The 21,553-nt window shown below is 73.6% G+C and carries 17 protein-coding genes; 9 read left to right on the forward strand and 8 right to left on the reverse strand.

What is annotated here, in order from left to right:
* Positions 1 to 123: 123 nt before the first annotated feature.
* Both KMS84_RS27735 and KMS84_RS27740 read left to right on the forward strand, forming a co-directional pair.
* Complete coding sequence (locus KMS84_RS27735) at positions 124 to 1,152, forward strand: hypothetical protein (RefSeq protein WP_256919192.1); 1,029 nt, start codon at positions 124 to 126, stop codon at positions 1,150 to 1,152.
* A gap of 82 nt (positions 1,153 to 1,234) precedes the next feature.
* The gene (locus tag KMS84_RS27740) at positions 1,235 to 1,861 is read left to right on the forward strand and encodes an HAD family hydrolase (RefSeq protein ID WP_256919193.1); all 627 of its coding nucleotides are present in this window, start codon (positions 1,235 to 1,237) and stop codon (positions 1,859 to 1,861) included.
* On the opposite strand, the gene KMS84_RS27745 is transcribed toward KMS84_RS27740, so the two are convergent.
* The gene (locus KMS84_RS27745; RefSeq protein WP_256919194.1) at positions 1,849 to 2,106 is read right to left on the reverse strand and encodes a hypothetical protein; all 258 of its coding nucleotides are present in this window, start codon (positions 2,104 to 2,106) and stop codon (positions 1,849 to 1,851) included. The two genes, KMS84_RS27740 and KMS84_RS27745, sit on opposite strands and share 13 nt — an antisense overlap.
* Positions 2,107 to 2,292: 186 nt before the next feature.
* On the opposite strand from KMS84_RS27745, the gene KMS84_RS41005 reads away from it, so the two are divergent.
* Positions 2,293 to 2,676, forward strand: coding sequence for a cold-shock protein (locus tag KMS84_RS41005; protein ID WP_308287985.1), 384 nt, complete (start codon positions 2,293 to 2,295; stop codon positions 2,674 to 2,676).
* Between the two features lie 68 nt (positions 2,677 to 2,744).
* On the opposite strand, the gene KMS84_RS27755 is transcribed toward KMS84_RS41005, so the two are convergent.
* From KMS84_RS27755 to KMS84_RS27770, 4 genes are all read right to left on the reverse strand, one after another.
* A complete protein-coding gene (locus KMS84_RS27755; protein ID WP_256919195.1) occupies positions 2,745 to 3,599 on the reverse strand; it encodes a 1,4-dihydroxy-6-naphtoate synthase in 855 nt (284 codons plus the stop codon).
* The gene (locus KMS84_RS27760) at positions 3,586 to 4,287 is read right to left on the reverse strand and encodes a futalosine hydrolase (RefSeq protein WP_256919196.1); all 702 of its coding nucleotides are present in this window, start codon (positions 4,285 to 4,287) and stop codon (positions 3,586 to 3,588) included. Before KMS84_RS27760 ends, KMS84_RS27755 begins: the two co-directional genes overlap by 14 nt.
* Positions 4,288 to 4,310: 23 nt before the next feature.
* Positions 4,311 to 4,823 (reverse strand): DUF2771 domain-containing protein, encoded by a 513-nt coding sequence (locus KMS84_RS27765; protein WP_256919197.1) that lies wholly within the window; start codon positions 4,821 to 4,823, stop codon positions 4,311 to 4,313.
* Positions 4,824 to 4,884: 61 nt separating this feature from the next.
* A complete protein-coding gene (locus KMS84_RS27770; RefSeq protein ID WP_256919198.1) occupies positions 4,885 to 6,318 on the reverse strand; it encodes an MFS transporter in 1,434 nt (477 codons plus the stop codon).
* Positions 6,319 to 6,846: 528 nt separating this feature from the next.
* Here KMS84_RS27770 and KMS84_RS27775 point away from each other — a divergent pair.
* Complete coding sequence (locus KMS84_RS27775; RefSeq protein ID WP_256919199.1) at positions 6,847 to 7,809, forward strand: DUF3027 domain-containing protein; 963 nt, start codon at positions 6,847 to 6,849, stop codon at positions 7,807 to 7,809.
* 246 nt (positions 7,810 to 8,055) lie between these two features.
* Positions 8,056 to 11,247, forward strand: a complete 3,192-nt coding sequence (locus tag KMS84_RS27780; RefSeq protein ID WP_256919200.1) for a sacsin N-terminal ATP-binding-like domain-containing protein — start codon at positions 8,056 to 8,058, stop codon at positions 11,245 to 11,247.
* 87 nt (positions 11,248 to 11,334) lie between these two features.
* Here the strand turns inward: KMS84_RS27780 and KMS84_RS27785 are convergent, their stop codons facing one another.
* Together KMS84_RS27785 and KMS84_RS27790 are read right to left on the reverse strand one after the other, a co-directional pair.
* Complete coding sequence (locus KMS84_RS27785; protein WP_256919201.1) at positions 11,335 to 11,724, reverse strand: hypothetical protein; 390 nt, start codon at positions 11,722 to 11,724, stop codon at positions 11,335 to 11,337.
* Between the two features lie 7 nt (positions 11,725 to 11,731).
* Positions 11,732 to 15,259, reverse strand: a complete 3,528-nt coding sequence (locus KMS84_RS27790; protein ID WP_256919202.1) for an ALF repeat-containing protein — start codon at positions 15,257 to 15,259, stop codon at positions 11,732 to 11,734.
* Positions 15,260 to 15,903: 644 nt separating this feature from the next.
* Between KMS84_RS27790 and KMS84_RS27795 the strand changes: the two genes are divergently transcribed.
* From KMS84_RS27795 to KMS84_RS27805, 3 genes are all read left to right on the forward strand, one after another.
* A complete protein-coding gene (locus tag KMS84_RS27795; protein WP_256919203.1) occupies positions 15,904 to 16,299 on the forward strand; it encodes a hypothetical protein in 396 nt (131 codons plus the stop codon).
* A 55-nt stretch (positions 16,300 to 16,354) separates the two neighbouring features.
* Positions 16,355 to 17,923 (forward strand): FG-GAP-like repeat-containing protein, encoded by a 1,569-nt coding sequence (locus KMS84_RS27800; RefSeq protein WP_256919204.1) that lies wholly within the window; start codon positions 16,355 to 16,357, stop codon positions 17,921 to 17,923.
* A gap of 234 nt (positions 17,924 to 18,157) precedes the next feature.
* Positions 18,158 to 19,090, forward strand: a complete 933-nt coding sequence (locus tag KMS84_RS27805) for a hypothetical protein (protein WP_256919205.1) — start codon at positions 18,158 to 18,160, stop codon at positions 19,088 to 19,090.
* 9 nt (positions 19,091 to 19,099) lie between these two features.
* On the opposite strand, the gene KMS84_RS27810 is transcribed toward KMS84_RS27805, so the two are convergent.
* Positions 19,100 to 20,503, reverse strand: coding sequence for a M1 family metallopeptidase (locus tag KMS84_RS27810; RefSeq protein WP_256919206.1), 1,404 nt, complete (start codon positions 20,501 to 20,503; stop codon positions 19,100 to 19,102).
* Positions 20,504 to 20,707: 204 nt separating this feature from the next.
* On the opposite strand from KMS84_RS27810, the gene KMS84_RS27815 reads away from it, so the two are divergent.
* Entirely contained in the window at positions 20,708 to 21,508 is an 801-nt protein-coding gene (locus tag KMS84_RS27815; protein WP_256919207.1) for a hypothetical protein, read from the forward strand.
* Positions 21,509 to 21,553 lie beyond the last annotated feature (45 nt).

Below are 21,553 nucleotides of genomic sequence, written 5' to 3' on the forward strand. Positions count from 1 at the left end.
CTCCCGCCCCCCGCCGCCGGGCTCCGTCGGCTCCGCCGCGCCCCACGCCCAGCCCCGAGGGGCGCGGGCCGCCGGCCGTGCCGGGTATCCGGTGCGCGGGGGCGGAAGCGGTAGCTTCTCACCGTGGGGATCGAAAGCGACCAAGTCGTCTACGAGTATCTGAGCCGCGTCGGCGACGTCGCGCAGCAGCGGCAGTTGTCGTCGGCCACCCGGATGCGGCTCGTCTCCGAGCTGCGCGACGAGATCGACCGGCGCCGGGCCAAGGCCGCCGTCGACTCTCCGGCGGCCGTCCGCCGCATCATCGACCGCCTGGGCAGCCCCGACGACATCGTCGCCGCCGCGGCCGGCGGTGGCGCCGTCGCGCCGCAGCCGCCGGCCCCGGCCGTGCCCGTGCAGCGCGACCGCGAGGAGACGCCCCGGCCGCCGAAGGGGATCCGGCGCGTCGTGCCACGGCCTCGCACCGGCGCGCCGCCCCCGGCGGCCCCTGCCGACGGGCCGTCGCCGCCGCACCGCGCCCCCGCCCACGAGCTCGGCGACAGCCGGGAGTCCCCCGACTGGTGGCTGCACGAGCCGACCCCGTTCGGCCCGGGCGAGGACGTGCACGGCTTCGTCGGCGGCGTGGAGATCCCGGACCTGCTCAAGCCCCCGCCGCGCCGGGATCCGGAGAAGGAGGCCGCGGAGAAGGAGGCCGCCGCCAAGGAGGCCGCCGCCAAGGAGGCCGGGACGTCCGCCGTGGGCGACCGGGCGGGCGACGACGCGGGCGCGGTCCGCCGCCGCAGGCTCCCGTTCCGCAGGGCGTCCGGCGCGCAGGCCCGGCGCTGGAGCAACCCCCTTCTGCTGATCGCCGCGGCCTGCCTGGTCGCCGGCGCGGTCCTCGGGAACTGGTTCGCGCTGCTCCTGGGCTGGCTGATCGCCTACGCCTCGCGGCGGCTGACCGACCGTGAGACGAAGCTGGCGGTCGTGTGGCTGCCCGGGCTCGCGCTGACGTCCGGACTCGTCTGGCTGTGGGGGCGCTCCGCGGGCCGCTGGGGCGAGCCCATCGCCGAGGGGCACATGAACGACGCGGTCGCCGAGACCTGGCCGTGGGTGATCCGGGGGGCCGCCGTGGCGTCGGCCCTGTTCCTGGTCTGGCGCTCACAGCGTCAGAGGTGACGGCGCGCGCGGCGACGGTGCGACGGCGCAGCCGCGGCCGGCGGCGCGGGCCCCGGCGGACGCGCGTCGGCGACCGGCGAGAATGGCGGACATGACCGTCACCCCCGCCCGCACCGTCGGCTTCGACCTCGACATGACCCTCATCGACTCGCGCCCCGGCATCCGCGCCTGCTGGCGGGAGCTGTCCGCGCGGACCGGGACGTACGTCGACGCGGACCTGGTGGTGACCCGGCTGGGGCCGCCGCTGACGGAGGAGATGGCGCACTGGTTCCCGGCGCGGGAGATACCGGCGATGACCGCCCTCTACCGCGAGATCTACCCGGAGTTCGCCGTCGCGGGCACGCTCGCGATGCCCGGCGCCCACGAGGCCGTCGAGGCGGTCCGGGAGGCCGGCGGCCGGGCGATCGTCGTCACCGCGAAGTGGGAGCCGAACGCCAGGCTGCACATGGAGCACCTGGGCATGCGGCCCGACGCGGTGATCGGCGACCTGTGGTCGACGCAGAAGGCGCGGGCACTGCGCGAGCACGGCGCGTCCGTCTACGTCGGCGACCACGTCGGGGACGTGCGCGGCGCCCGTGCGGCCGGGGCGGTCTCGGTCGCCGTCGCCACGGGGCCGTGCAGCCCGGCGGAGCTGACCGGGGCCGGAGCGGACGTCGTCCTCGACGACCTGACCCGGTTCGCGGAGTGGTTCGCGGCCTACGAGGGCTGACTCCCGCTCCGCGCCCGGCGGCGGCCCGCGGCGGCCGACCGCAGCACGCCCGCGGCCGCGATCAGGAAGCCGACGCCCATCAGCATGCACAGTCCGAACATGAACGTCGGAAAAGGCGTCGTGCCGAGCAGCAGCGGGGCGACCGTGACGAGAGTGGCCACGGCGCCGACGAAGAAGACGACGGCCCCGACTCGGATCAGTCGGTCACCGGGAGCGGCGGAATTCGTTGGGGTTTTGTCACGCACCGGACCAGGGTAGTTCCCAGCCCTGAGGAACAACCGGGGGACGTCTTGTCACCGGCCCGCAGACCATTAGCCTGGTAGCGGCGGGTCAAGGTCGACCCGCCCGAGTGCTGTCCGGAGCCGTTCCACAGCGGTTCCGGAGTTGTTTTCCGTAGAAGTTTTCCGACGAGCACGAGGACGAGGACAGAAGTGCCTACCGGCAAAGTCAAGTGGTTCAACGTCGAGAAGGGCTTCGGCTTTCTCTCCCGCGACGACGGCGGTGACGTCTTCGTGCATTCCTCGGTCCTCCCCGCCGGAGTCGAGGCACTGAAGCCGGGCCAGCGCGTGGAGTTCGGCGTCGTGGCCGGTCAGCGCGGCGACCAGGCGCTCTCCGTCGTCCTTCTCGACCCGACCCCGTCGGTCGCCGCGGCACAGCGCAGGAAGCCCGACGAACTGGCCTCCATCGTCCAGGACCTGACCACCCTCCTCGAGAACATCACGCCGATGCTGGAGAAGGGCCGTTACCCGGAGAAGACCTCCGGCAAGAAGATCGCCGGTCTGCTGCGCGCGGTCGCCGACCAGCTGGACGTCTGAGCCCTCGACCCGCGACCGGCGATCCGCGGCCGGTCAGGGGATCGGTCGGGTGAGCGTCGCGCGGCCGGTCACGGGAAGTCGAGCGCGCCGGGGCCGAGGGGCGGCAGCAGTCCCTCGGCCGCGGCCCGGGTGAGCAGGCCGCGGACCGCCGCCCGGCCGTCCTCGCCGAGATCCGCCGTGAACTCGTTGACGTACAGGCCGATGTGCTGGTCGGCGACGGACGGGTCCATCTCCTGGGCGTGTTCCATCACGTACGGGCGGGAGACCTCGGGGGCGTCCCAGGCCGCCCGCACGGAGGCGCGGATCGAGTCGGCCAGCCGGGTCAGCGCGGCCGCCCCCAGCGAGCGCTTGGCGATGATCGCGCCGAGCGGGATCGGCAGCCCGGTCGTGGACTCCCAGTGCTCGCCCATGTCCGCGAGCTTGTGCAGCCCGTAGTCGCGGTAGGTGAACCGCGCCTCGTGGATGACGAGCCCCGCGTCGACCTTGCCGTCCCGCACGGCCGGCATGATCTCGTGGAACGGCATGACGACGATCTCGCCGACCCCGCCGGGCACCTTCTCCGCCGCCCACAGCCGGAACAGCAGGTAGGCCGTCGAGCGCTCGCTCGGCACGGCGACCGTGCGGCCGGTGAGGTCGGCCCCCGGCTCGCCGGTGAGGACCAGCGGCCCGCAGCCCCGGCCGAGCGCGCCCCCGCAGGGCAGCAGCGCGTACTCGTCGAGCACGTAGGGCAGCACGGCGTACGACACCTTCAGCACGTCGAACTCGCCGCGCTCGGCCATGCCGTTGGTGAGGTCGATGTCCGCGAACGTCACGTCGAGCGCGGGCGCGCCCGGCACCCGGCCGTGCGCGAGGGCGTCGAAGACGAAGGTGTCGTTGGGGCAGGGGGAGTACGCGATCTTCAGCGCCGGCTCAGTCGTGGTCATGTGCGTTCCAACTCTCCAGGACGGGTGCGAGCTTCCCGAAGGCCTCGGTGAGCGCGCCGAGCGCCTCGCCGATGCGCCAGGCGGCCCGGTCGCGCGGGCCGACGGGGTTGGAGACCGCGCGGATCTCCAGCACGGGTGTGCCGTGCGCGGCGGCCGCCTCGGCGACGCCGAAGCCCTCCATGGCCTCGGCCAGCGCCCGCGGGTGGCGGGCGCGCAGGGCGGCGGCCCGGGCGGCGGTGCCGGTGACCGTCGACACGGTCAGGACGACGCCGGGCCGGGCGCCGGCGGCGGCCGCGGCCTCGCGGACGAGAGCCGCGGGCGGGAGGTGGGTGACGGCGCCGAAGCCCAGCTCGGTGACCGGCAGGAAGCCGTCGGCGGTCTCGGCCCCGAGGTCGGCCGCGGTGATCTCGTCGGCGACGACGAGGGAGCCGACGGGCGCGTCGGGCGCGAAGCCCCCGGCGATGCCGGCCGAGACGACGAGGCCGTAGGGCGCGCCCCGCAGCGCGGCGGCGGTGAGGGCGGCGGAGACGGAGGCGGCGGCCAGGGCGGGGCCGACGCCGGCGGAGAGGAGGTCGCAGGTCTCGCCGGCGCGGTGCAGCGTCAGGCCGGGCAGCAGGGCCCGCGGGGCGGGCCCGGACGGCCACGCCCGTGCCACCGCGTCCCGCTCGGCGGGGACCGCGGTGGCCACGAGGACGCGTGGGCGGGACGTGGTCAGTCGTCCTTCTTGAGCTTGAAGGACCACAGGCCGGTCGCCGCCTGGCTCTGCTTCTTGCCGTCGCCGGCCTTGATGGTGACGAGCGTGGAGTTGCCCTGGGCGCCGTACTGCGCGTTGAAGAACACGCTGCCCGGGATGGTCCGGTAGGTCTTGTCGCTGTCCTCGGTGAGCGGCTGACCGTTCATCAGGATCGTCCAGCGCTTGTCGGCCACGTCGGGGTCGACGCCGAAGCGGACGGTCTCGTCGGGGTCGACGCTGATGGACTTGATGTCCTTGTCGCCGAGGCACTGGGTCAGCTCGGCGGCCTGGAGGGTCTTGCCCTCGCCACCGCAGGTGGCCTCGGAGCTGACCGAGTCGCGGCCGACGGTGATCGTGGACAGGGGGGTCGGCTTGTCGCAGGCCGACAGGACGAGCAGGCCGGCACAAACGGCGCCGGCGGCGGCGACGGCACGGCGGCGTCGCACCACGCCGAGGACATCAGCGGCTCCGCCGCGGGGCATCGTGGTCATGGCGGAAGGCTATCGGGCACGTCGGGCAGTCTCTCGAGGCGGGGGGCGGCGCGGCTGTGTGTTACGCCACGCGGGGCTTGGCGCCGCTCCCGTGCCGCACCGAGGAGAGCAGCCCGCGCACGGTGGTCAGCCAGCCCAGCGCGACCACGGCGGCGGCCACCGACAGGCCCAGCGAGCCGTTGAGGGGCATGACGATGCCGACCGCGCCGCCGAACACCCAGCACACCTGGAGGAGGGTCTCGGAGCGGGCGAACGCGGAGGTGCGCACGAGTTCCGGCACGTCCCGCTGGATCAGCGCGTCCAGGGACAGCTTGGCCAGGGCCTGCGAGAACCCGGCGACGGCCGCGAGGCAGGCCACGAGGAGGGCGCCGAAGAACACGGCGGCCACGAGCACGGCGCCCAGCACGACGGCGACGACGGTCACGATGATCAGCTCGGGGGCCTTGGAGCGCAGCCAGGCCCCGACCGCCGTCCCGAGCGCGTTGCCGACGCCCGCGGAGACGGCGACCATGCCCAGCGACACGGCCGCGCTCTGCCCGGTGAGGGGGTGCTCGCGCAGCAGGAACGCGAGGAAGAAGGTCAGGAAACCGGACAGCCAGCGAAGCGCCGCGTTGGCGCCGAGGGCGTGGGTGACGGCGATGCCGACCGTGCGCAGGCCGGGCCGTTTGACGGGCCGGCGATGGGGGCCGTGCAGGTGCTGTTCGTCGGCGGCGAGGAGGGCGACGTCCTCGCCCTTGGCGGAGTCGACCTTGCGGGGCAGCGAGAACGACAGGAAGGTCCCGGCGACGAAGATCAGGAAGGCGCCGTAGAGGGGGTAGCGCGGGCCGAGGGCCTGGAGTCCGGCGCCGACGGGCGCGGCGACGCCGGTGGCGAGCAGCCCGCCGAGGGTGACCCGCGAGTTGGCCTTGACCAGGGAGAACCCGGGCGGCAGCAGACGGGGCACGACGGCGCTTCTGACCACCCCGTAGGCCTTGGAGGAGACCAGCACGCCCAGCGCGGCCGGGTACAGCTCGATGCTGCCGGTGGCGACGGCCCCGGACAGCACCAGCGCGAGCAGGGCGCGGGCGAGCATGGCCCCGGCCATGGCGGCGCGCCGGCCGTGCGGGAGCCGGTCGAGGAGGGGGCCGATCACGGGGGCCAGCACGGTGAAGGGGGCCATGGTGATGGCGAGGTAGAGCGCGACGCGGCCGCGGGCCTCGTCGGTGGGCACGGAGAAGAAGACGGTGGAGGCGAGCGCGACGGTGATCATGACGTCGCCGGCGCCGTTGACGCCGTGCAGCTCGATCAGCTTGCCGAGCCCGGACTCGCCGGCGCCGTGGGCGTGCGTGATCCTCCTGATGCCGCGGGCGGCGGCGGCGAACGGGAGGTTCAGGGCGCGGCCGACCGCGCGGACGGACCCGCTCATCCGGCCCGAACCGCTCACCTGGCTCCTCCCCTTGTTCCCCTTCGTCGCACCGGTCCCGGTGGCGCCCTGGGGTGTCCTTGCGGCTGCCACCCCGTCATAGTGCCCCGGAAACGCCGTGCATAGTGGGTTACCGCGCGTATGGCCGTGTGATCGTCGGCGCGTGCGGCCGGTCCGGCGACGGCCGCACGGCGATATTCCGTGCGGAAATGCCGACGGGATCCGCGCGCACTGCCGGCGGGATCCGTGCGGAGTGCGTGCGGGATCCGTGCGGGATGCGTGCGGGGTGCGCACGGGGTGCGGGAGGCCGGTCGTGGGGCGGGGAAAAGGGCTTCCCTGGGCGCCGGGAGGAGGGGGTGCGGCGGGGGACGGAGGGTTTCGATGCAGAGGAAACGTCCCGTCGGTGTAGGCCGAGCGTCCGGGAGCAGGTAGCGTGCGTAGCGCGCCGTGGCGATCGTTCTCGGCCGCGCGCCTCCCGGACATCCCGCAGAATGGATGACAGCAGGTGCGCCCGAGCGCGATCGGGCGCGGACGTCGACGCGGTCCAGTGGTCCGCTCCGTCCGCACCCGCCGCCTTCAGGCAGGCGCACCGAGAGACGGCGTAGGAGAGAAGCGATACCTGTGAGCGCAGCGACCACGCGAAGCCGCACCCCCGACCGCCTGTGCGCCGAGGCCGTCGACCTCGCCCGCGCCGCAGCCGAGGAGGCAGCGGCGCCCGGCGTGGTCGGCGAGCACGCGGGCGTCGTCTCCGAGGGCGACCGTGTGGTCACCCACTACTTCGAGTGCAAGGAACCCGGCTACCGGGGCTGGCGCTGGGCGGCGACGGTGGCGCGGGCCTCGCGCGCCAAGATCGTCACCCTGGACGAGGTGGTCCTGCTGCCCGGCCCGGACGCGGTGCTCGCCCCGGAGTGGGTCCCGTGGAGCGAGCGGCTGCGCCCCGGGGACATGGGCCCGGGCGACCTGCTCCCCACGGACGCCGAGGACCTGCGCCTGGAGCCCGGCTACACCGGCGAGGACGACCCGCGCCTGCAACCGGGCTACTTCGACGCGGACGACCCGACGCCGAACTCGCCCCTCTCCGAGGAGATGGCCGAGCTGGCCGAGGCGGAGGACGCGGACGTGACGGCGGCGCCGCCGGCGGCCCTGCCCGCGGCCCCGCGCCGCGGCACGATCGCCGCCGTCGCGGAGGAGCTGGGCCTGCGCCGGGCGCGGGTCCTGTCCCGCTACGGCCTGCACACCGCCGCCGACCGCTGGGAAGACGGCTTCGGCGCCAAGACGCCCATGGCGCAGGCGGCCCCCGCCTCCTGTGTGAGCTGTGGCTTCCTCACCCCGATCGGGGGCTCGCTGGGCCAGGCCTTCGGCGTCTGCGCCAACGAGTTCTCCCCGGCGGACGGCAGGGTGGTCTCCCTGGCCTACGGCTGCGGCGGCCACTCGGAGGCTGCGGTGATGCCCACGCCTCCGCGGCCCGCCCCGCCGGTGATCGACGAGACCCGTGTCGACCCGTTCCCGCTGCGCCCGGCCGCGGACTCGGGCTCGGTCCCGGCCGCCTCGGACGAGGACACGGCGGAGCTCGGACACTCCTAGCCCTCAAGGCGTGGCCCTCGACGCCCGCCTGGCCCCCGGGGCACCGGCGTCCCGCGCATCCCTCGGAACGCCGGCGCCCCGCGCATCCTCCGGGGCACCCGCACCCTTCGGGGCACGCGCGTCCCTCGGGGCCACGGGTCCCCGGGGTGGAACGCGTCCCTCCGGGGTGTGCCGGGAGGGCAGGGGCGGGCGGGGGCCGAGAACATCTCGCGGTACCGTCGACTCCCGTCGACGAGGAGAGCCAACGTGAGCAAGTTCGTGCGGCCGGCGCCCGAGGGCGCGGATCCCTTCGGCACGGCGCGCCTGCGCCGCGGGGTCCTGGACGCCTGGGCCACCAGCGCGGCCCGCTTCCGGGAGGACGCCAACGCCGAGGAGGACCTCGTCCTCGGCGGATACCGGGACCGGCTCGTCGTCGAGCTCGCGCAGAACGCCGCCGACGCGGCCGCCCGGGGCGGGGTGCCGGGGCGGCTGCGGCTCACCCTCCGCGACGGCGTCCTGGTCGCCGCGAACACCGGAGCGCCGCTGGACGCGGCCGGCGTCGAATCGCTGGCCACGCTGCGCGCCTCCGCCAAGCGTGAGGCACAGCAGTCGGGCGTCGCCGTCGGCCGCTTCGGCGTCGGGTTCGCCGCCGTGCTCGCCGTCACCGACGAACCGGCCGTCGTCGGCCGCCACGGCGGCGTCCGCTGGGACCTGGCCGAGGCGCGTGCGCTCGCCTCCGAGACCGCCCGGCACAGCCCCGGCCTCGGGGACGAGGTCCGGCGGCGCGACGGCCATGTGCCCCTGCTGCGGCTCCCGTTCGCCGCCCAGGGCACGGCCCCCGACCCCTACGACACGGCCGTCATCCTCCCGCTGCGCGACACCGCCGCCGCCGACCTCGCCGAGCGCCTCCTCGCCGCCGTCGACGACGCCCTCCTCCTCGCCCTGCCGGGCCTGGAGGAGGTCGTGATCGAGATCGGCGACGGCCCCGCCCGCACCCTGCGGCGGTCCGTCGACGGCGTGCACACCGTCGTCACGGACAGCGAGCACGGCACGACCCGCTGGCGCACCGCCTCCGCCCACGGCGACCTCGCCCCGGACCTGCTCGCCGACCGTCCCGTGGAGGAGCGGCTGCGCCCCCACTGGTCGGTCACCTGGGCCGTGCCCGTCGACGACGACGGCGCGCCCGTGCGGCCGCGCACCACGCCCGTCGTCCACGCCCCCACCCCCAGCGACGAGCCCCTCGGCGTGCCCGCCCTGCTCATCGCCTCCTTCCCGCTCGACACCACCCGCCGCCACGCGGCCCCCGGCCCGCTGACCGACCACCTGGTGCGCCGCGCCGCCGACGTGTACGCCGAACTCCTCGCCGGCTGGCGGCCGGTGGGCGCCGGGATCGTCGACCTGGTGCCCGGCCCGCTGGGCAAGGGGGAGCTGGACGGGGCGCTGCGCCGGGCCGTCCTGGAACTGCTCCCGCGCACCGCCTTCCTGCCGCCCGCCGTCCCGCCCGTGCCGGAGGAGGCGCGGGAGGGCGGTGACGAGGGCGAGGTCGCGGTCGGGCTTCCCGAAGCGCTCCGCCCCCGGGACGCCGAGATCGTCGAGGGCGCGGGTGCCGACACCGTGCGGGTGCTGGCGGAGGTGCTGCCCACGCTGCTGCCCGCCGGACTGGAGCGGCGCGTCGAGCTGCGCACGCTGGGCGTCGCCCGGATCCCGCTCGCGGACGTCGTCGACCGCCTCGCCGGTCTGGAGAAGGACCCCCAGTGGTGGTACCGGCTCTACGACAGCCTGGCCGGGGTCGACCCGGACCGGCTGACCGGGCTCCCGGTGCCGCTGGCCGGCGGCCCCTCCCAGACGTTCGGCGGCGCGCCGCGCACCGCCGTCGGCCCGCGCCAGGTCCTGCTGCCCACCCCGGACGCGGCCGTCCTGGACGCGGAGATCCTCGCCCGGCTCGGCCTCAAGGTCGCCCACCCGGACGCCGCGCATCCCCTGCTGGAGAAGCTCGGCGCGCTGCCCGCCACCCCGCGCGCGATCCTGACCACCCCGCAGGTGCGGGCCGCCGTCGCGGCCTCCCTCGACGACGACGGCGGGGCCTGGGACGACCAGGACGCGCTGGACGCCGACGAACTCGCCGACACCGTCCTCGCGCTGGTCCGCGACGCGGCCCTGGAGCCCGGCGACGAGCCCTGGCTGGGCGCCCTGGCCCTGCCGGACGAGGACGGCGAACTCGTCCCCGCCGGCGAACTGGTCCTGCCCGGCAGCCCGTTCGCCTCCGTCATCCGCGAGGGCGAACTCGCCGGCGTCGACGCCGGACTCGCGCAGAAGTGGGGCGAGCAGCCCCTCGCCGCCTGCGGCGTGCTCGCCGGCTTCGCGCTCGTGCGGGCCACGGACGTCGTCCTCGACCCGGACGAACTGGAGCCGCGCGAGGGCGACTTCGCCGAACCCGACGACGCGGGGCTGCTGGACGCGGTCGACGTGTGGTGCGAGGACGTCCTCGACCGCTTCCCCGACAGCCCCGTGCCGCCCGTCGCCACCGAGCTGGTGGCCGTGCGCGACCTCGACCTCGTCGACGAGGACCGCTGGCCGCAGGCCCTCGCGATGCTCGCCCGGCCGCCGCTGCGCGACGCGCTCACCCAGCCCGTCCGCGTCCTCCTGCCCGACGGCACCCACGAGGTCGTGCGGCCCTACACCGCCTGGTGGCTGCGGGGGAACCCGGTCCTCGACGGCCGCCGCCCCGCCGGCCTCCTCGCGGCCGGCGGCGACCCGCTGCTGCACGGCCTCTACGACGAGGCCGACGCCACCGGCTTCGACGACGAACAGGTGCTGCGCGCCCTCGGCGTGCGGACCTCGGTGGCGGCCCTGCTCGACGAGCCCGGCGGCGCCGCGGAACTGCTGGACCGCCTCGCCGACCCGGAACGCCCCGTGGGCGCGGCCCAACTGCACGGCCTGTACGGCGCGCTGGCCGAGCTGGACCCCGAGCAGGTCACCCTGCCGGACGAGCTGCGGGCCGTCGTCGACGGACGCGTCGAGGTCGTGGACGCCGCCGACGCGGTGGTCGTCGACTCTCCCGACCTGCTCCCCTTCACCGAGGGCGTCCCGCTGCTCCCGGTGCGCCCGTCCCGGGCGGCCGACCTCGCCGAGCTGTTCCAGGTGCGGCGGCTGAGCGAGTCCGTGACGGGCGAGGTCGACTCCGAGGGCGCCGAACACGACGTCCCGGAGCCGGTGCGCGTCCTGCTCGGCCCGCGCACGCCCGCCACCTACGTCGAGCACGAGGAACTGGTCGTCGACGGCGTGGAGATCGACTGGCGCCTGACCGGCGACGGCGTCCTGCACGCGGCCACCCTGGAGGGCGTGGCCGCCGGCCTCGCCTGGGCAGCCCGCCAGTGGCCCCGCCGCTTCGAGGTCGCGGCCCTCCTGGAGGACCCGTCCAGGACGGCGGAACTGGCCCGGGACCGCTGGTTCGACTGAGACGGACGGCGCCGACGGACCTGAAAGGGCCGTCCCACCGGTGCATGCCGGTGGGACGGCCCTTTCCCCCACGCCAGGGTGTCTTCGCTACTCCAGGATGTGCGCGTACATCGCGCGGTGCCGTGCGTACATGCGGCCCAGCTCCCACGGGTCGTCCCGGACGTCCAGGAACTGCAGGACGAGCGTAAACAGGTGCTGCACAACCTGTTCGTGCTGTTTGTGGGTCAGGCGACCCGGGTCCTTCCAGCCCTTGAGATCCATGTCGGGGAAGAGGTCCAGGAGGACGAGCTTGTGCCAGTAGAAGCTGCTGCACTCACCCCTGCGGACGACCAGCCACTCGGTGAAGCCGCGCAGCATCCCGCCAGAGCTGCCGACGTCCATCCCTGTGAGGAACATGGCCGTCGCGTAGTAGGTGTTGTTGAGGCCGCGCCCCTCCGGGTTGTCCCGCATCACCTCGATGGTCATCCTGTCGTTCATTCGTCTCCTAGAACCCGAAGTCGATGATGTTGTGCCTGGTCCACTGAGCCTTGTACTCGGCGATGGTGTCACCGCCCCGCCCGGTCCAGGCGTCGTAGACCCGGCCGTTGTGGACCACCACCACGTGCCAGAACCAGCCCGCGTCCACTCCCCGGTACTTCGGGAGGTACGCCTCGCCTACCGGCTTGATACGGATGATCGTGCCGCCTCCGAGACTCTTCTTGATCTTCTCGGCGCACACGTCGCAGCCGCCGGAGTTCTCGATCTCGTCCACGGACCGGGGCAGCCCCGGGACCTTGTGCTGCCCGCACGGCACTCCCGCAGACGCTGCGGCAGCGGCGATGAACCCGGCCCTGGTCACCGATCGCAGAGGCGCCTTGCCGACGATCTTGCAACCGCGCTTCAGCAGCCTCAGCTCGTCGTACACGCGCTCCAGTGCTTTGAGCTTGCTGCTGAGCAGGGCGTCCACCGCCAGGCCCTTGCAGCTCTCGAAGTCCTTGTTGCGCAGGCACGCCTCGTAGTCACCGAGGCCCAGGAGCTCCTTCTCGACCTTCCAGAGGTCCTCCATCGCGTCGCCGAACTCGTCGCCGTGCGCCACGATGTCGCACGCGATCTCCGACTGCTGGCACCAGCGCGCAAAGCCCGCGGGATCGCAGGGGACGTATCCCTGCTGGCAGCGGTACTGCTCGGCCGCACTCGGCCCGTTCTCGGCCTCCTCCTTCGCCTTGACGGCGGCCTTGCGCCGTTTCTCCTCCTCCTCGCGGTACTTGGTGACCGCGGCCGTGTACGCCGCGGTGGCCGCCGTGACCGCGGCGTCCGCGTCCTTGCCCGCCGCGACCGCCGAGGTGCGTGCCTCCTCGGCGTAGTACGCCGCGGTGGACGCCGACGCCTGCGCGGACTCCGACGACAGGGTGGCGTCGGCCGCCGACCTGGCGGCGCGGGCGGCGTCCGTGTCCGCACGGTTCGCGGCCGCCCGGGCTGTCTTCGCCGAGGCCGCGGCCTGGTCCGCCGACGCCTCGGCGTCCTTGGCGTACTGGGTGGCCTGGTCGGCATACCCGCGCGCCTTGGCCGCGGCCTCGTTCGCCTTCTTCGCCCAGGCGGTGGCCTCGGCGGCCGCCTTGCGGGCGGTCGCGGCGACCTTCTGCGCCGTCGCGGCGCTCTGCTGCGCGGTGGCCGCGACCTTCGCCGAGTCGGCGATCAGCTTCTGCACCTGGGCCACGTGGGTCGCGGCCAGGTAGTCCTTGCGCAGCGCCTTGTACTGTCCGGACACGACGAAGGCGTGCAGCGCCTGGGGTGAGCCCGCCAGAGCGATCCTGGCCGCCGACTTCACCTCCGGGGTGCCGCCGTCGATCAACTGGGCTGCCCTGACCCGCTCGTCCTGGGTGCGCGCGTCGTACTGTGCGGAGACCAGGAACTCGCTGTACTTCTTCGGGTCGCCCGTGGCGAGGGCGGCTCGGCCGGTGTCGGTGAGGACCGGTCCGGCCCCGTCGAGGACCTGCGCGATCGCGACGCGCATGCCCTGGGCGGCGGCCTGGTACTGCCCGCTCTCGACGAACGCGGCGACAGCGGCGGCGTCTCCGGCGAGAGCCGCCTCGGCCGCGTCGCGCACGGCCTTGTCCGCGCTCTCCTCGGCGAGCCGCTCCACGTAGGAGCGCTCGTCCTGCTGCCGGGCGGTGTTCCAGCCGTTGCGGAGGTAGTCGACGACGACCTCGTCCGGGCCGGCCAGTGCCGCCTCGGCGGCGGAGCGACCCCAGGCGGTGCCGTTCTTCATCACCAGGACGGCCAGGTCCCGGCCCTGGTCGGCGACCGTCGTGAGGTCGGCGTTCGGCTTGGCGGCCTCGGCCACCAACCGGTCCCGTTCGGCGTCCCGCTCCTTGGCGGCCTTCACCCGTCCCACCTGCGCCTCGGCCAGAGCGTCGGCCTCGGCCTTGTCCTGCTTGGCGAGTTCGATGCCGGCGTTGGTGCGGCCCAGCAGTTCCTCGGCCTCGACCTGTCGGGCGAGGGTGTAGATCTGCTGCGCCTTGGTCACGGCGTCGGTGGCCGCGTTCGCCGCCGTGGTGGCGGCGTTCGCGTGCTCGGTGGACTTCGCCGCGGCCGTGGCCGACTCGCCGGCGTGCTTGGCCGCGTCCAGGGCGGCGACGCCGGCGTTCTTCGCGTGCGTGGCCGCGGACCTCGCGGCGTCCCGGGCCTCGCGAGCCGCGGTGGCCGCCTTGCGGGCCAGGGCCTCGGCGGCGCCTGCGGCGCGATTGGCCTCCGCCGCCTGGCTCTTGGCCGCGGCCGCGGCGGCGCGGGCCTGGGCGGCTTCCGTGCTCGACTTGCCCGCGTAACTGCCGGCCTCGGCGGCTGCCGTGGCGGCCGCGTCGGCGTTGGCGCCGGCGCTCGCCGCGGAGTGGGCGGCGTCGCCCGCCGCGTCGGCGGCCTTGGCCGCCTGGTCGGCGGCGTCGGCGGCCAGGTCCGCGCCCTCGGCGGCCTTCTGCGCGGCTTCGGCCGCGACCTTCGCGGCGTTCGCGTTCCCGGCGTCCACGGCGGCGTCGGCGGCCGCGTTGCGGGCACGGGAGGCAGCCTGGGAGGCGCCCGCCGCTGCCGCGGCGGCCTGGGCGGCGGCATTCGCGGCGACCCGGGCGGAGTTGTTCGCCGCGTTCGCCGCGTCGATCGCCCGCTGTGCCGAGGCGGCAGCCTGGGAGGCGGCGGTGGCGGCTCGCTTGGCGGCCCGAGCGGCCTTGCCCGTGTCGTTCTGCGCGGCTCTGGCCTCGGCCTCGGCCTCCAGCGCGGCCTCCTTGGCGAGCTGTGAGGCCTGCACCGCCTTCGCGGATTCGGTCTTGGCGGCCGCGGTCTGCGCGGTCGCCTGCCGTCCCGCCTCCTTCGCCTGTTCCGCGAGCTGCGCAACGGTGGCGTGCTCCTGGTCCTTGGCGAGGGCGACGAACTGGCCGACCTCAAGGAACTCCCGGATGTCTGCGGGGCCGCCGCTGAGGGCGATGCGTCCGGCCGCCCGGGTGTTGGCACCTCCCACGCTGATGATCTGGGCGACCTGGAGCCGCTCGTCCTGCTCGCGTTGGGCGTACTGCGTCTCGGCGAGGAACTTCCGCACGTCCTCGGGCGAGCCCTTCAGCGCGGTCCGCCCGGCTTCCTGGACGTTGGGCCCGGCGGTGTCGACGACCTGGGCCGCCCGGACCCGGTTGTCCTGTTGCATCGGGGCTTCCCAGCCCCAGCTGACGAAGGTCTCCAGCTGCTCGCGGGTTCCGGCGAGGGCTGTGCGGGCCGCCGCCAACAGCTCCGGACCTCCGACGCTAGCCGTCTGCGCGGCTGTCACGCGCTCGTCCTGGAAGGTCAGGTTGTCCGCTGCCTCCAGGAAGGTCTGCACATCGGCGTCGCTGCCGGTCAGTGCCGCCTCCGCGGCCGCCCTGACGCCGGGGCCGCCGTCGCGCCAGTAGTCGACGACGAGGCCGCGGTCGGCGGCGGTGACCGTCGTGGTGGCGGTCAGCCCGACGCGGGCCTTCCCGCCTGCCGCCGCCGCTCCCGCGGGCGGCGCGCCCATCAGGCCCACGGCGAGGGCCAGGGGCAGCAGGGTCAGCGCTGCTCTCCGTAACGCACGCCTCGTTTTCCCGGCGGTATCGAGCTGGTCAGTTCTGCGATTCACAGGGCACCCGTCTCGTAATCGGCGAGGCCCTTCGAAAAGGGGTGAGCCGCCGAATGGTCGACGGGTAAGCATAGTCGGCGTTTTCCGCAGCATGGAGGTCGATATTCGGAAGGTGCAGATCGGGTGATATTGGCTCATGCCGAGATGTGTCGTGCGGACAGCGTGACCGAAAGAATCCCGTTGACGGCGACGTCAGGTATGCATACGCTATGCCTTCACTTTGCTTGATGGTGGCCCGGCCCGACCAGCCGGAGTTCCGTCGGGTTCACATGTTCAGGGGGTTCGACGGGGGTCCGGTTGCGGGTAGCGACCGGCTGATCAGGGGCATATGAGCGACCGTGACAGGTCGCGGGCCCACGCATGTCCACTTTCACCCAGCATTCTGGTGAGGGCCTCGCCGTTCGAGGAGCCGACCCGGAAGGGACTTCTCGATGCCTTTTCATGCCCGAAATGCGATCGTCTCCGGAATCATCGTCACGTGTGCCACGTTCGCCGGAATTTCCGCGGCTTCCGCGGACGACCCCCCGCGGTCGCCGGAGCCCTTGAATCCGCCTTCTGCGGTCGAGGACCTCGGCTATCCGGGCGCCGATAAAATCCTGGCTGAAAAAGGAATCAAGCTGAAGAAGGGCGACGGGCGCATTCTGCTCGCCGACTGCGACCCGGCCGCTCAGCAGATACGCGTCCTGACCGTCGGCGACCCCGCCGCCGGACGTGCGGACACGTACTGCTTCCGGGCCATCGGCTCCACCGGTCGCCTCACGCTGGAACTGCCCAGGGTCTTCGGCCTGGAGACCGCGGACCACCCGATCGCCGCCGACATCACGGCCGACGGCCGGACCACGTCGGTCGCCGTCGCCAAGAACGACTGGGCGTCCGTGGGCGAGGGGACGACCGGCGGCCCCAGATCGACGCTCGTCGAACTCCGGGTGACCGGCTGACCCGCCGCACCGCCCAGACAGACCGACCAAGCCTCCGAGATACGAGGGAGATGTGATGGACGCTCGTCCGCGCAGAACGCGCATCGTGTGGGCCGCCGGACTCGCGGCCGCCGGCCTGACCACCGGTCTGCTGTCCGCGGCCCCGGCCCAGTCCGCAGTCGGCGACCAGGTTGCGGACGGCGCCGACCGGTACGCGGTCAAGGTGTACGTCGCCACGGGCACCGACGATGCCCGGGCCTGCTCCGGCACCCTGGTCGACCCGCAGTGGGTGCTCACCGCCGCCAGTTGCTTCGCCGCGAACCCCCAGCAGACCGCCGTCCTCACCAGGGGTGCGCCGCCCCTGCCCGCGGTCGTCACCACCGTGGGCCAGGAGCCGAGCCCGACGCAGCAGCGCGACCAGAAGGTCCAGGAGATCGTTCCCTACCCGGACCGCGACCTCGTCATGGCCCGCCTCGACTCGCCCACCGCCGACGACCCCCTGGCCGGACCGTTCCCCGAGATCGGCGCCGCCCAGGTCAGCGGTGACGCGCCTGCCCAAGGTGACCGGCTCAGGGCGATCGGCTACGGCCGGACCGCACTGGAGTGGACCCCCGAACGCGCCCACACCGGCGCCTTCGGCGTGGACCTGGTGAAACCGACGACCCTCGCGATCTCGCCCGCCGCCTCCGGGGGAGCCCTGTGCAAGGGGGACGCGGGCGGCCCGGTGCTGAACGCCTCCGGCCGACTCGTCGCCGTCGTCAGCGCGGCCTGGGACGGCGGCTGCTTCAACTCGGACGAGACCCGCACCGGCGCCATCGCCACCCGCGTGGACGACATCGCGGGGTGGATCCGGCAGGTGCGGCTGACCTCGCGTCAGAAATCCGTCAGCGATGTGACGACAGCGGCCGATCTCAACGGTGACGGCAGGACGGACATCGTGTCCATCTTCGCAGGCCGGGCCGAGGTCTTCTACGGTCGCCAGGACGGCACACTCGAATACGGAACCACCCTGGACGGCCTCGTGTCCCGTGGACCCCACAAGCAACTGTTCGCCGGGGACTTCACCACCGGCGTGGGGGTCGAGATCATCACGGTCTGGGGGAACGGCAACCTCCGTATGTCGAAGCAGAATCGTGGCTTGCCCTTCCCCTTCTGGGGCGTAACGGACCTCTGGGCTGACCCGAGTTGGCAGAACGGACTGCCCGCCGCGACCCTCCGCACCGGCGTCGCCGGGCGCGACAGTCTGGTCTTCCAGTGGCCCGACGGCTCGCTCTACACGTACACGCGCGACGCCGGCGGGAATCTGGTCAACACGAAGAAGTCGGTCTGGCCCGACAAGACCTGGAAGAAGCGGCACATCGCCACCGGCGACTTCAACGGCGATGGACGCGACGACATCGCCGCCGTCGCCGCCGACAACGCGCTGCACCTTTACCCGGGCAAGCCGGACGGAACGTTCGACAAGGCCGTCTCCATGTGGCCCGACAAGACCTGGACCACTCCCCGGCCCGTGCTCGGCGGGGATTTCAACGGCGATGGGAAGGCAGACCTCGCGGCGCTCTTGCCCAGTGGCGACCTGCGCTTCTACGCGGGTGACGGCCGGGGCGGCCTGGCGGCCGGCAAGAGCATGTGGCCGACTGTCTAGTCGCACCGGCTCCGGGCCGCGGCCGACCCGATGAGTGACGCAAAGGGGGGAGGGGTCGACTTCGTCGCTGCGGGGCCGGCCTTTTCCCTGAAGTCCCGGATCCCGCACAACCATTCGGGGCAACCTCGCATCTCACCGCATGAGCCAAAAGGCTCCACCGACATGGACCCCGCGCAGTGGCGAGCCGCAGGGAACGCCCAGGACCGGGACACTTCTCACCACCGGGGGAATCGCATGCGCACAAGTGCCACCGTGGTCGCCGTCGTCGGCGCCATGGCCCTGTCCGCCGTCGCCGTTCCGGCCGCGCAGGCCGTGGGGGGCGTGGAGGGCGGCTCGCACCGCTCCGTCGACACGTTGAAGGCCCTGCACGCGGCCCTCGCCGGCAAGAGCGCCTTCACCGGTGCGAGTCCCGCCGATGGTGGCGTTCCGTACCCGTTGGACGTCACGTTCGGCAGCGTCAGGGTCAACAAGGGCCTGCCCGTCGCGGTCGGCGCCGACGGCCGGGCCGGCGTGCCGGTCACGTTCAAGATCACGCACGGCGCCGGTGTGAACCTCGGCGCGGAGGACGTCCAGCTGGACCTGGTCCTCCACCGCGGCACCTTCGCCCACCCCGTCAAGACCCTCATCGGCGACTACGCGCCGAGCTGCACCGACACCACCGCCACGGTCGCCACCTGCTCCGGCACCATCGACATCTCGCCGGCCGAGCTGGACAACGTCGACGCCACGGTCTGGAAGGCGGCCGGGTACGTCATCGACTGGAACGACGTCGACCCGAGATCCGACGACGTCGACTGGACCAAGGTCGGATACACCGAGGCCGACGCGCTGGCCAACGTCACGCTCAGGCGCGGGCCCAGGCTGACGGTCGACGCCGCCCCCGAGCCGGTGAAGAAGGGCAAGACCCTCACCGTCACCGGCAAGCTGGCGCGCGCCAACTGGGACACCGGTCTGTACGGCGGGGTCGCCGCCCAGCCGGTGAAGCTCCAGTTCCGCAAGAAGGGCAGCAGCACGTACAGCACGGTCAGGACCGTCAAGTCCAGCGCCACCGGCGGGCTGAAGACCACGGTCACGGCCTCGGTGGACGGCTACTACCGCTTCACCTTCGCGGGCAACCCGACGGTTCCGGCCGTCAACGCCGCGGGCGACTTCGTCGACGTGCGATGAGATGACGGCTCACCGGATGCGGTGGGCCGCCCAGAAGGGCCCGAGGTCGACGTCCGTCAGGGACTGGGCGGCCCGGACGAAGTCCTCGGTGGTGGAGACGCCGTACCAGTGGTCGCGGGCGTACTCCTTGAGCAGGCGGCCCATCGTGGCCGCGCCGAGGGTGCGTTCCAGGTCGGCGAGGGCGCAGGAGCCGGCCGTGTAGACGAGGTGGTACTGACCGCGCTCCTGCGACCAGTAGGTCATCGAGGCGGTCAGCGCCGCGCTGTCGTCGGGCCAGGAGACGTCCGCCCAGCACTCGCGCGTGTCCCAGCCCTGGAAGCGGGCGTTGGCGTACTGGGCGAAGCTCTCGTCCAGCCACGGCGCGGCGTACTCGTCGTTGCCGACGATCCCGTACCACCACTGGTGCGCCACCTCGTGGACGACGGCGCCGCCCTCCTCGGTGGTGCCGAGGAGGACCAGGCCGGGGTACTCCATGCCCCCGCCGAACCCGGGGGTCATCACGACGTCGAGCTCGCCGTACGGATAGCGGCCGAACTCGCCGCCGAACCGGTCGATCGAGGCGACGGCGTCCGCACGGGTCAGCCGCACCCCCGCGTCGGGAGTGCCCGCCGCCCAGTACGACCTGACGAGCACGCCCCCGGGCGTGGTCTCGGTCGCCGAGTGGAACGGGCCCGCGGCCCAGGCGAAGTCCCGCACCCGGTCGGCGGCGCTGAGCGTGACGGTGCGGCCGGGGTCGCCGGGCAGGGTGCGGGTGCGGCCGGTCGCGGGCACCTTCAGGGCCGAGGGGTGGTCCAGCCGGACCCTGAAGTCGCTCGCCAGGGCGTAGAAGCTCTCGCCGAGCGCCACGTAGGGGTCGAGGTGCCACCCCTTCGCGTCGTGCACGGCGAGGACCGGCAGGGCGTTGCCGAGGAAGCGGAACGCGCCCTCACGGCCGAAGCGGGCGTTGCGGTCGGGCACGGTGACGGACACGTCGAAGGCGACGGAGGCCCGCTCGCCGTGCGCGAGCGGCTCGGGCAGTGCGATGCGCAGGGCCGTGCAGTCCACGGTCAGGGGCCCCGGCGTGCCGCCGGAGACGTGCGACACGACGACGGGGGAGAGCGCGCCGGGCGTCCCGCAGGCGTCCTCGCCGTTGCCCCACAGCCGGAGGTACACCTCGCGCAGGGGTTCGGCGGAGGCGTTGCGGAACGAGATCCGCTGCCGTCCGGTCCAGTGGCCGCCGTCGGCGTCCGCGCGCAGGGCGACGTCGTAGCGGGCGCGGTCGGGCGTCGCCGCGGCCGTGGGCCCCGCCGAGGCGGCGGACGCCGCGCCGGCATCGCTCACCCCAACGCCGAGCGCCGCCAGCACGGCGAGCAGCACGACGCACACGAACGGACGGCGACGAGGCCCGGACGACCAGGCGGCTGACGGCGACATGCCAGCCGATACTGCCACAACTGGCCTTGCGGGTAAGGGACTTGAGCGGGATTCGGTGACGGGTCGTTCGCGAGCCGGCGTGACCGGCGGCGACAGCGGTGACTTTCTTTACCTTCCGCCGTACAACGCGGCGGATGCGCGGGCGATCTGACCCGACGGGTCAACAGGCCCCGAGATCACTTCTCTCCATCTGGGGAAACGCACATGCGCATACGCGCTCTCGTCGTCGCCGCCACCGGCGCCGTCACTCTCTCCGCCCTCGCCGTTCCGGCCGCGCAGGCCGCCCCGGCGGGTCCCGCCGTCACCTTCTCCGGCGTGAAGGTCAACGGCGGCAAGAACGTGGTCGTCGGCCCGACCACGAAGGTCACGGTCCCGGCGACCTACACCGTCACCAAGGCCGCCGGTGTGAACGCGAACTCCTTCGTCACCTTCCCGGTCCTCTACCGCGGCAATGCTCTCGACGAGTCCACCCCGGACGACCACGTCTGGATGGGCGACGAGCCCGGTACGTGCACGGCGTCCTCGCCGACGGTTCTCAAGTGCACGGCCACCATCCAGTTCCGTCCCAGGAGCACCGAGTTCGCCGACCTCACCAACACCGTGGCGGGCACGTGGAAGATCGGCGCCGCAGCCATCAACGCCGACGGTCTCACCACGAAGGCCGACGCGGGCACCATCCACGTGCAGCGCCAGGCGAAGCTGACGGCCGACGCCGCCCCCGAGCCGGTGAAGAAGGGCAGGACCCTCACCGTCACGGGCGCGCTGACCCGCGCGAACTGGGACACCAACAAGTACGCGGGTTACTCGGCCCAGTCGGTGAAGCTGCAGTTCCGCAAGAAGGGCAGCAGCGTCTACACCACCCTCAAGACCGTCAGGTCCAGCTCCACCGGCGGTCTGAAGACCACGGTCACGGCGTCCGTGGACGGTTACTACCGTTTCGTGTTCGCGGGCACCTCCACCACCCCGGCGGTCAGCGCCGCGGGTGACTTCGTCGACGTCAGGTGACGTAGAGCAGCTGAGCGCGGCCGGTCCGGGCACCCGGGCCGGCCG

Source organism: Streptomyces hilarionis, from assembly GCF_024539675.1.
GTDB lineage: Bacteria > Actinomycetota > Actinomycetes > Streptomycetales > Streptomycetaceae > Streptomyces > Streptomyces hilarionis.

Bases quoted from the DNA above. Each gene is read 5' to 3' on its own strand.
- KMS84_RS27740 (WP_256919193.1), top strand. From the start codon at position 1,235: ATGGCGGACATGACCGTCACCCCCGCCCGCACCGTCGGCTTCGACCTC.
- KMS84_RS27755 (WP_256919195.1), bottom strand. From the start codon at position 3,599: ATGACCACGACTGAGCCGGCGCTGAAGATCGCGTACTCCCCCTGCCCC.
- KMS84_RS27765 (WP_256919197.1), bottom strand. From the start codon at position 4,823: ATGACCACGATGCCCCGCGGCGGAGCCGCTGATGTCCTCGGCGTGGTG.
- KMS84_RS27785 (WP_256919201.1), bottom strand. From the start codon at position 11,724: ATGAACGACAGGATGACCATCGAGGTGATGCGGGACAACCCGGAGGGG.
- KMS84_RS27790 (WP_256919202.1), bottom strand. From the start codon at position 15,259: ATGGGCGCGCCGCCCGCGGGAGCGGCGGCGGCAGGCGGGAAGGCCCGC.
- KMS84_RS27800 (WP_256919204.1), top strand. From the start codon at position 16,355: ATGGACGCTCGTCCGCGCAGAACGCGCATCGTGTGGGCCGCCGGACTC.
- KMS84_RS27805 (WP_256919205.1), top strand. From the start codon at position 18,158: ATGCGCACAAGTGCCACCGTGGTCGCCGTCGTCGGCGCCATGGCCCTG.
- KMS84_RS27810 (WP_256919206.1), bottom strand. From the start codon at position 20,503: ATGTCGCCGTCAGCCGCCTGGTCGTCCGGGCCTCGTCGCCGTCCGTTC.
- KMS84_RS27815 (WP_256919207.1), top strand. From the start codon at position 20,708: ATGCGCATACGCGCTCTCGTCGTCGCCGCCACCGGCGCCGTCACTCTC.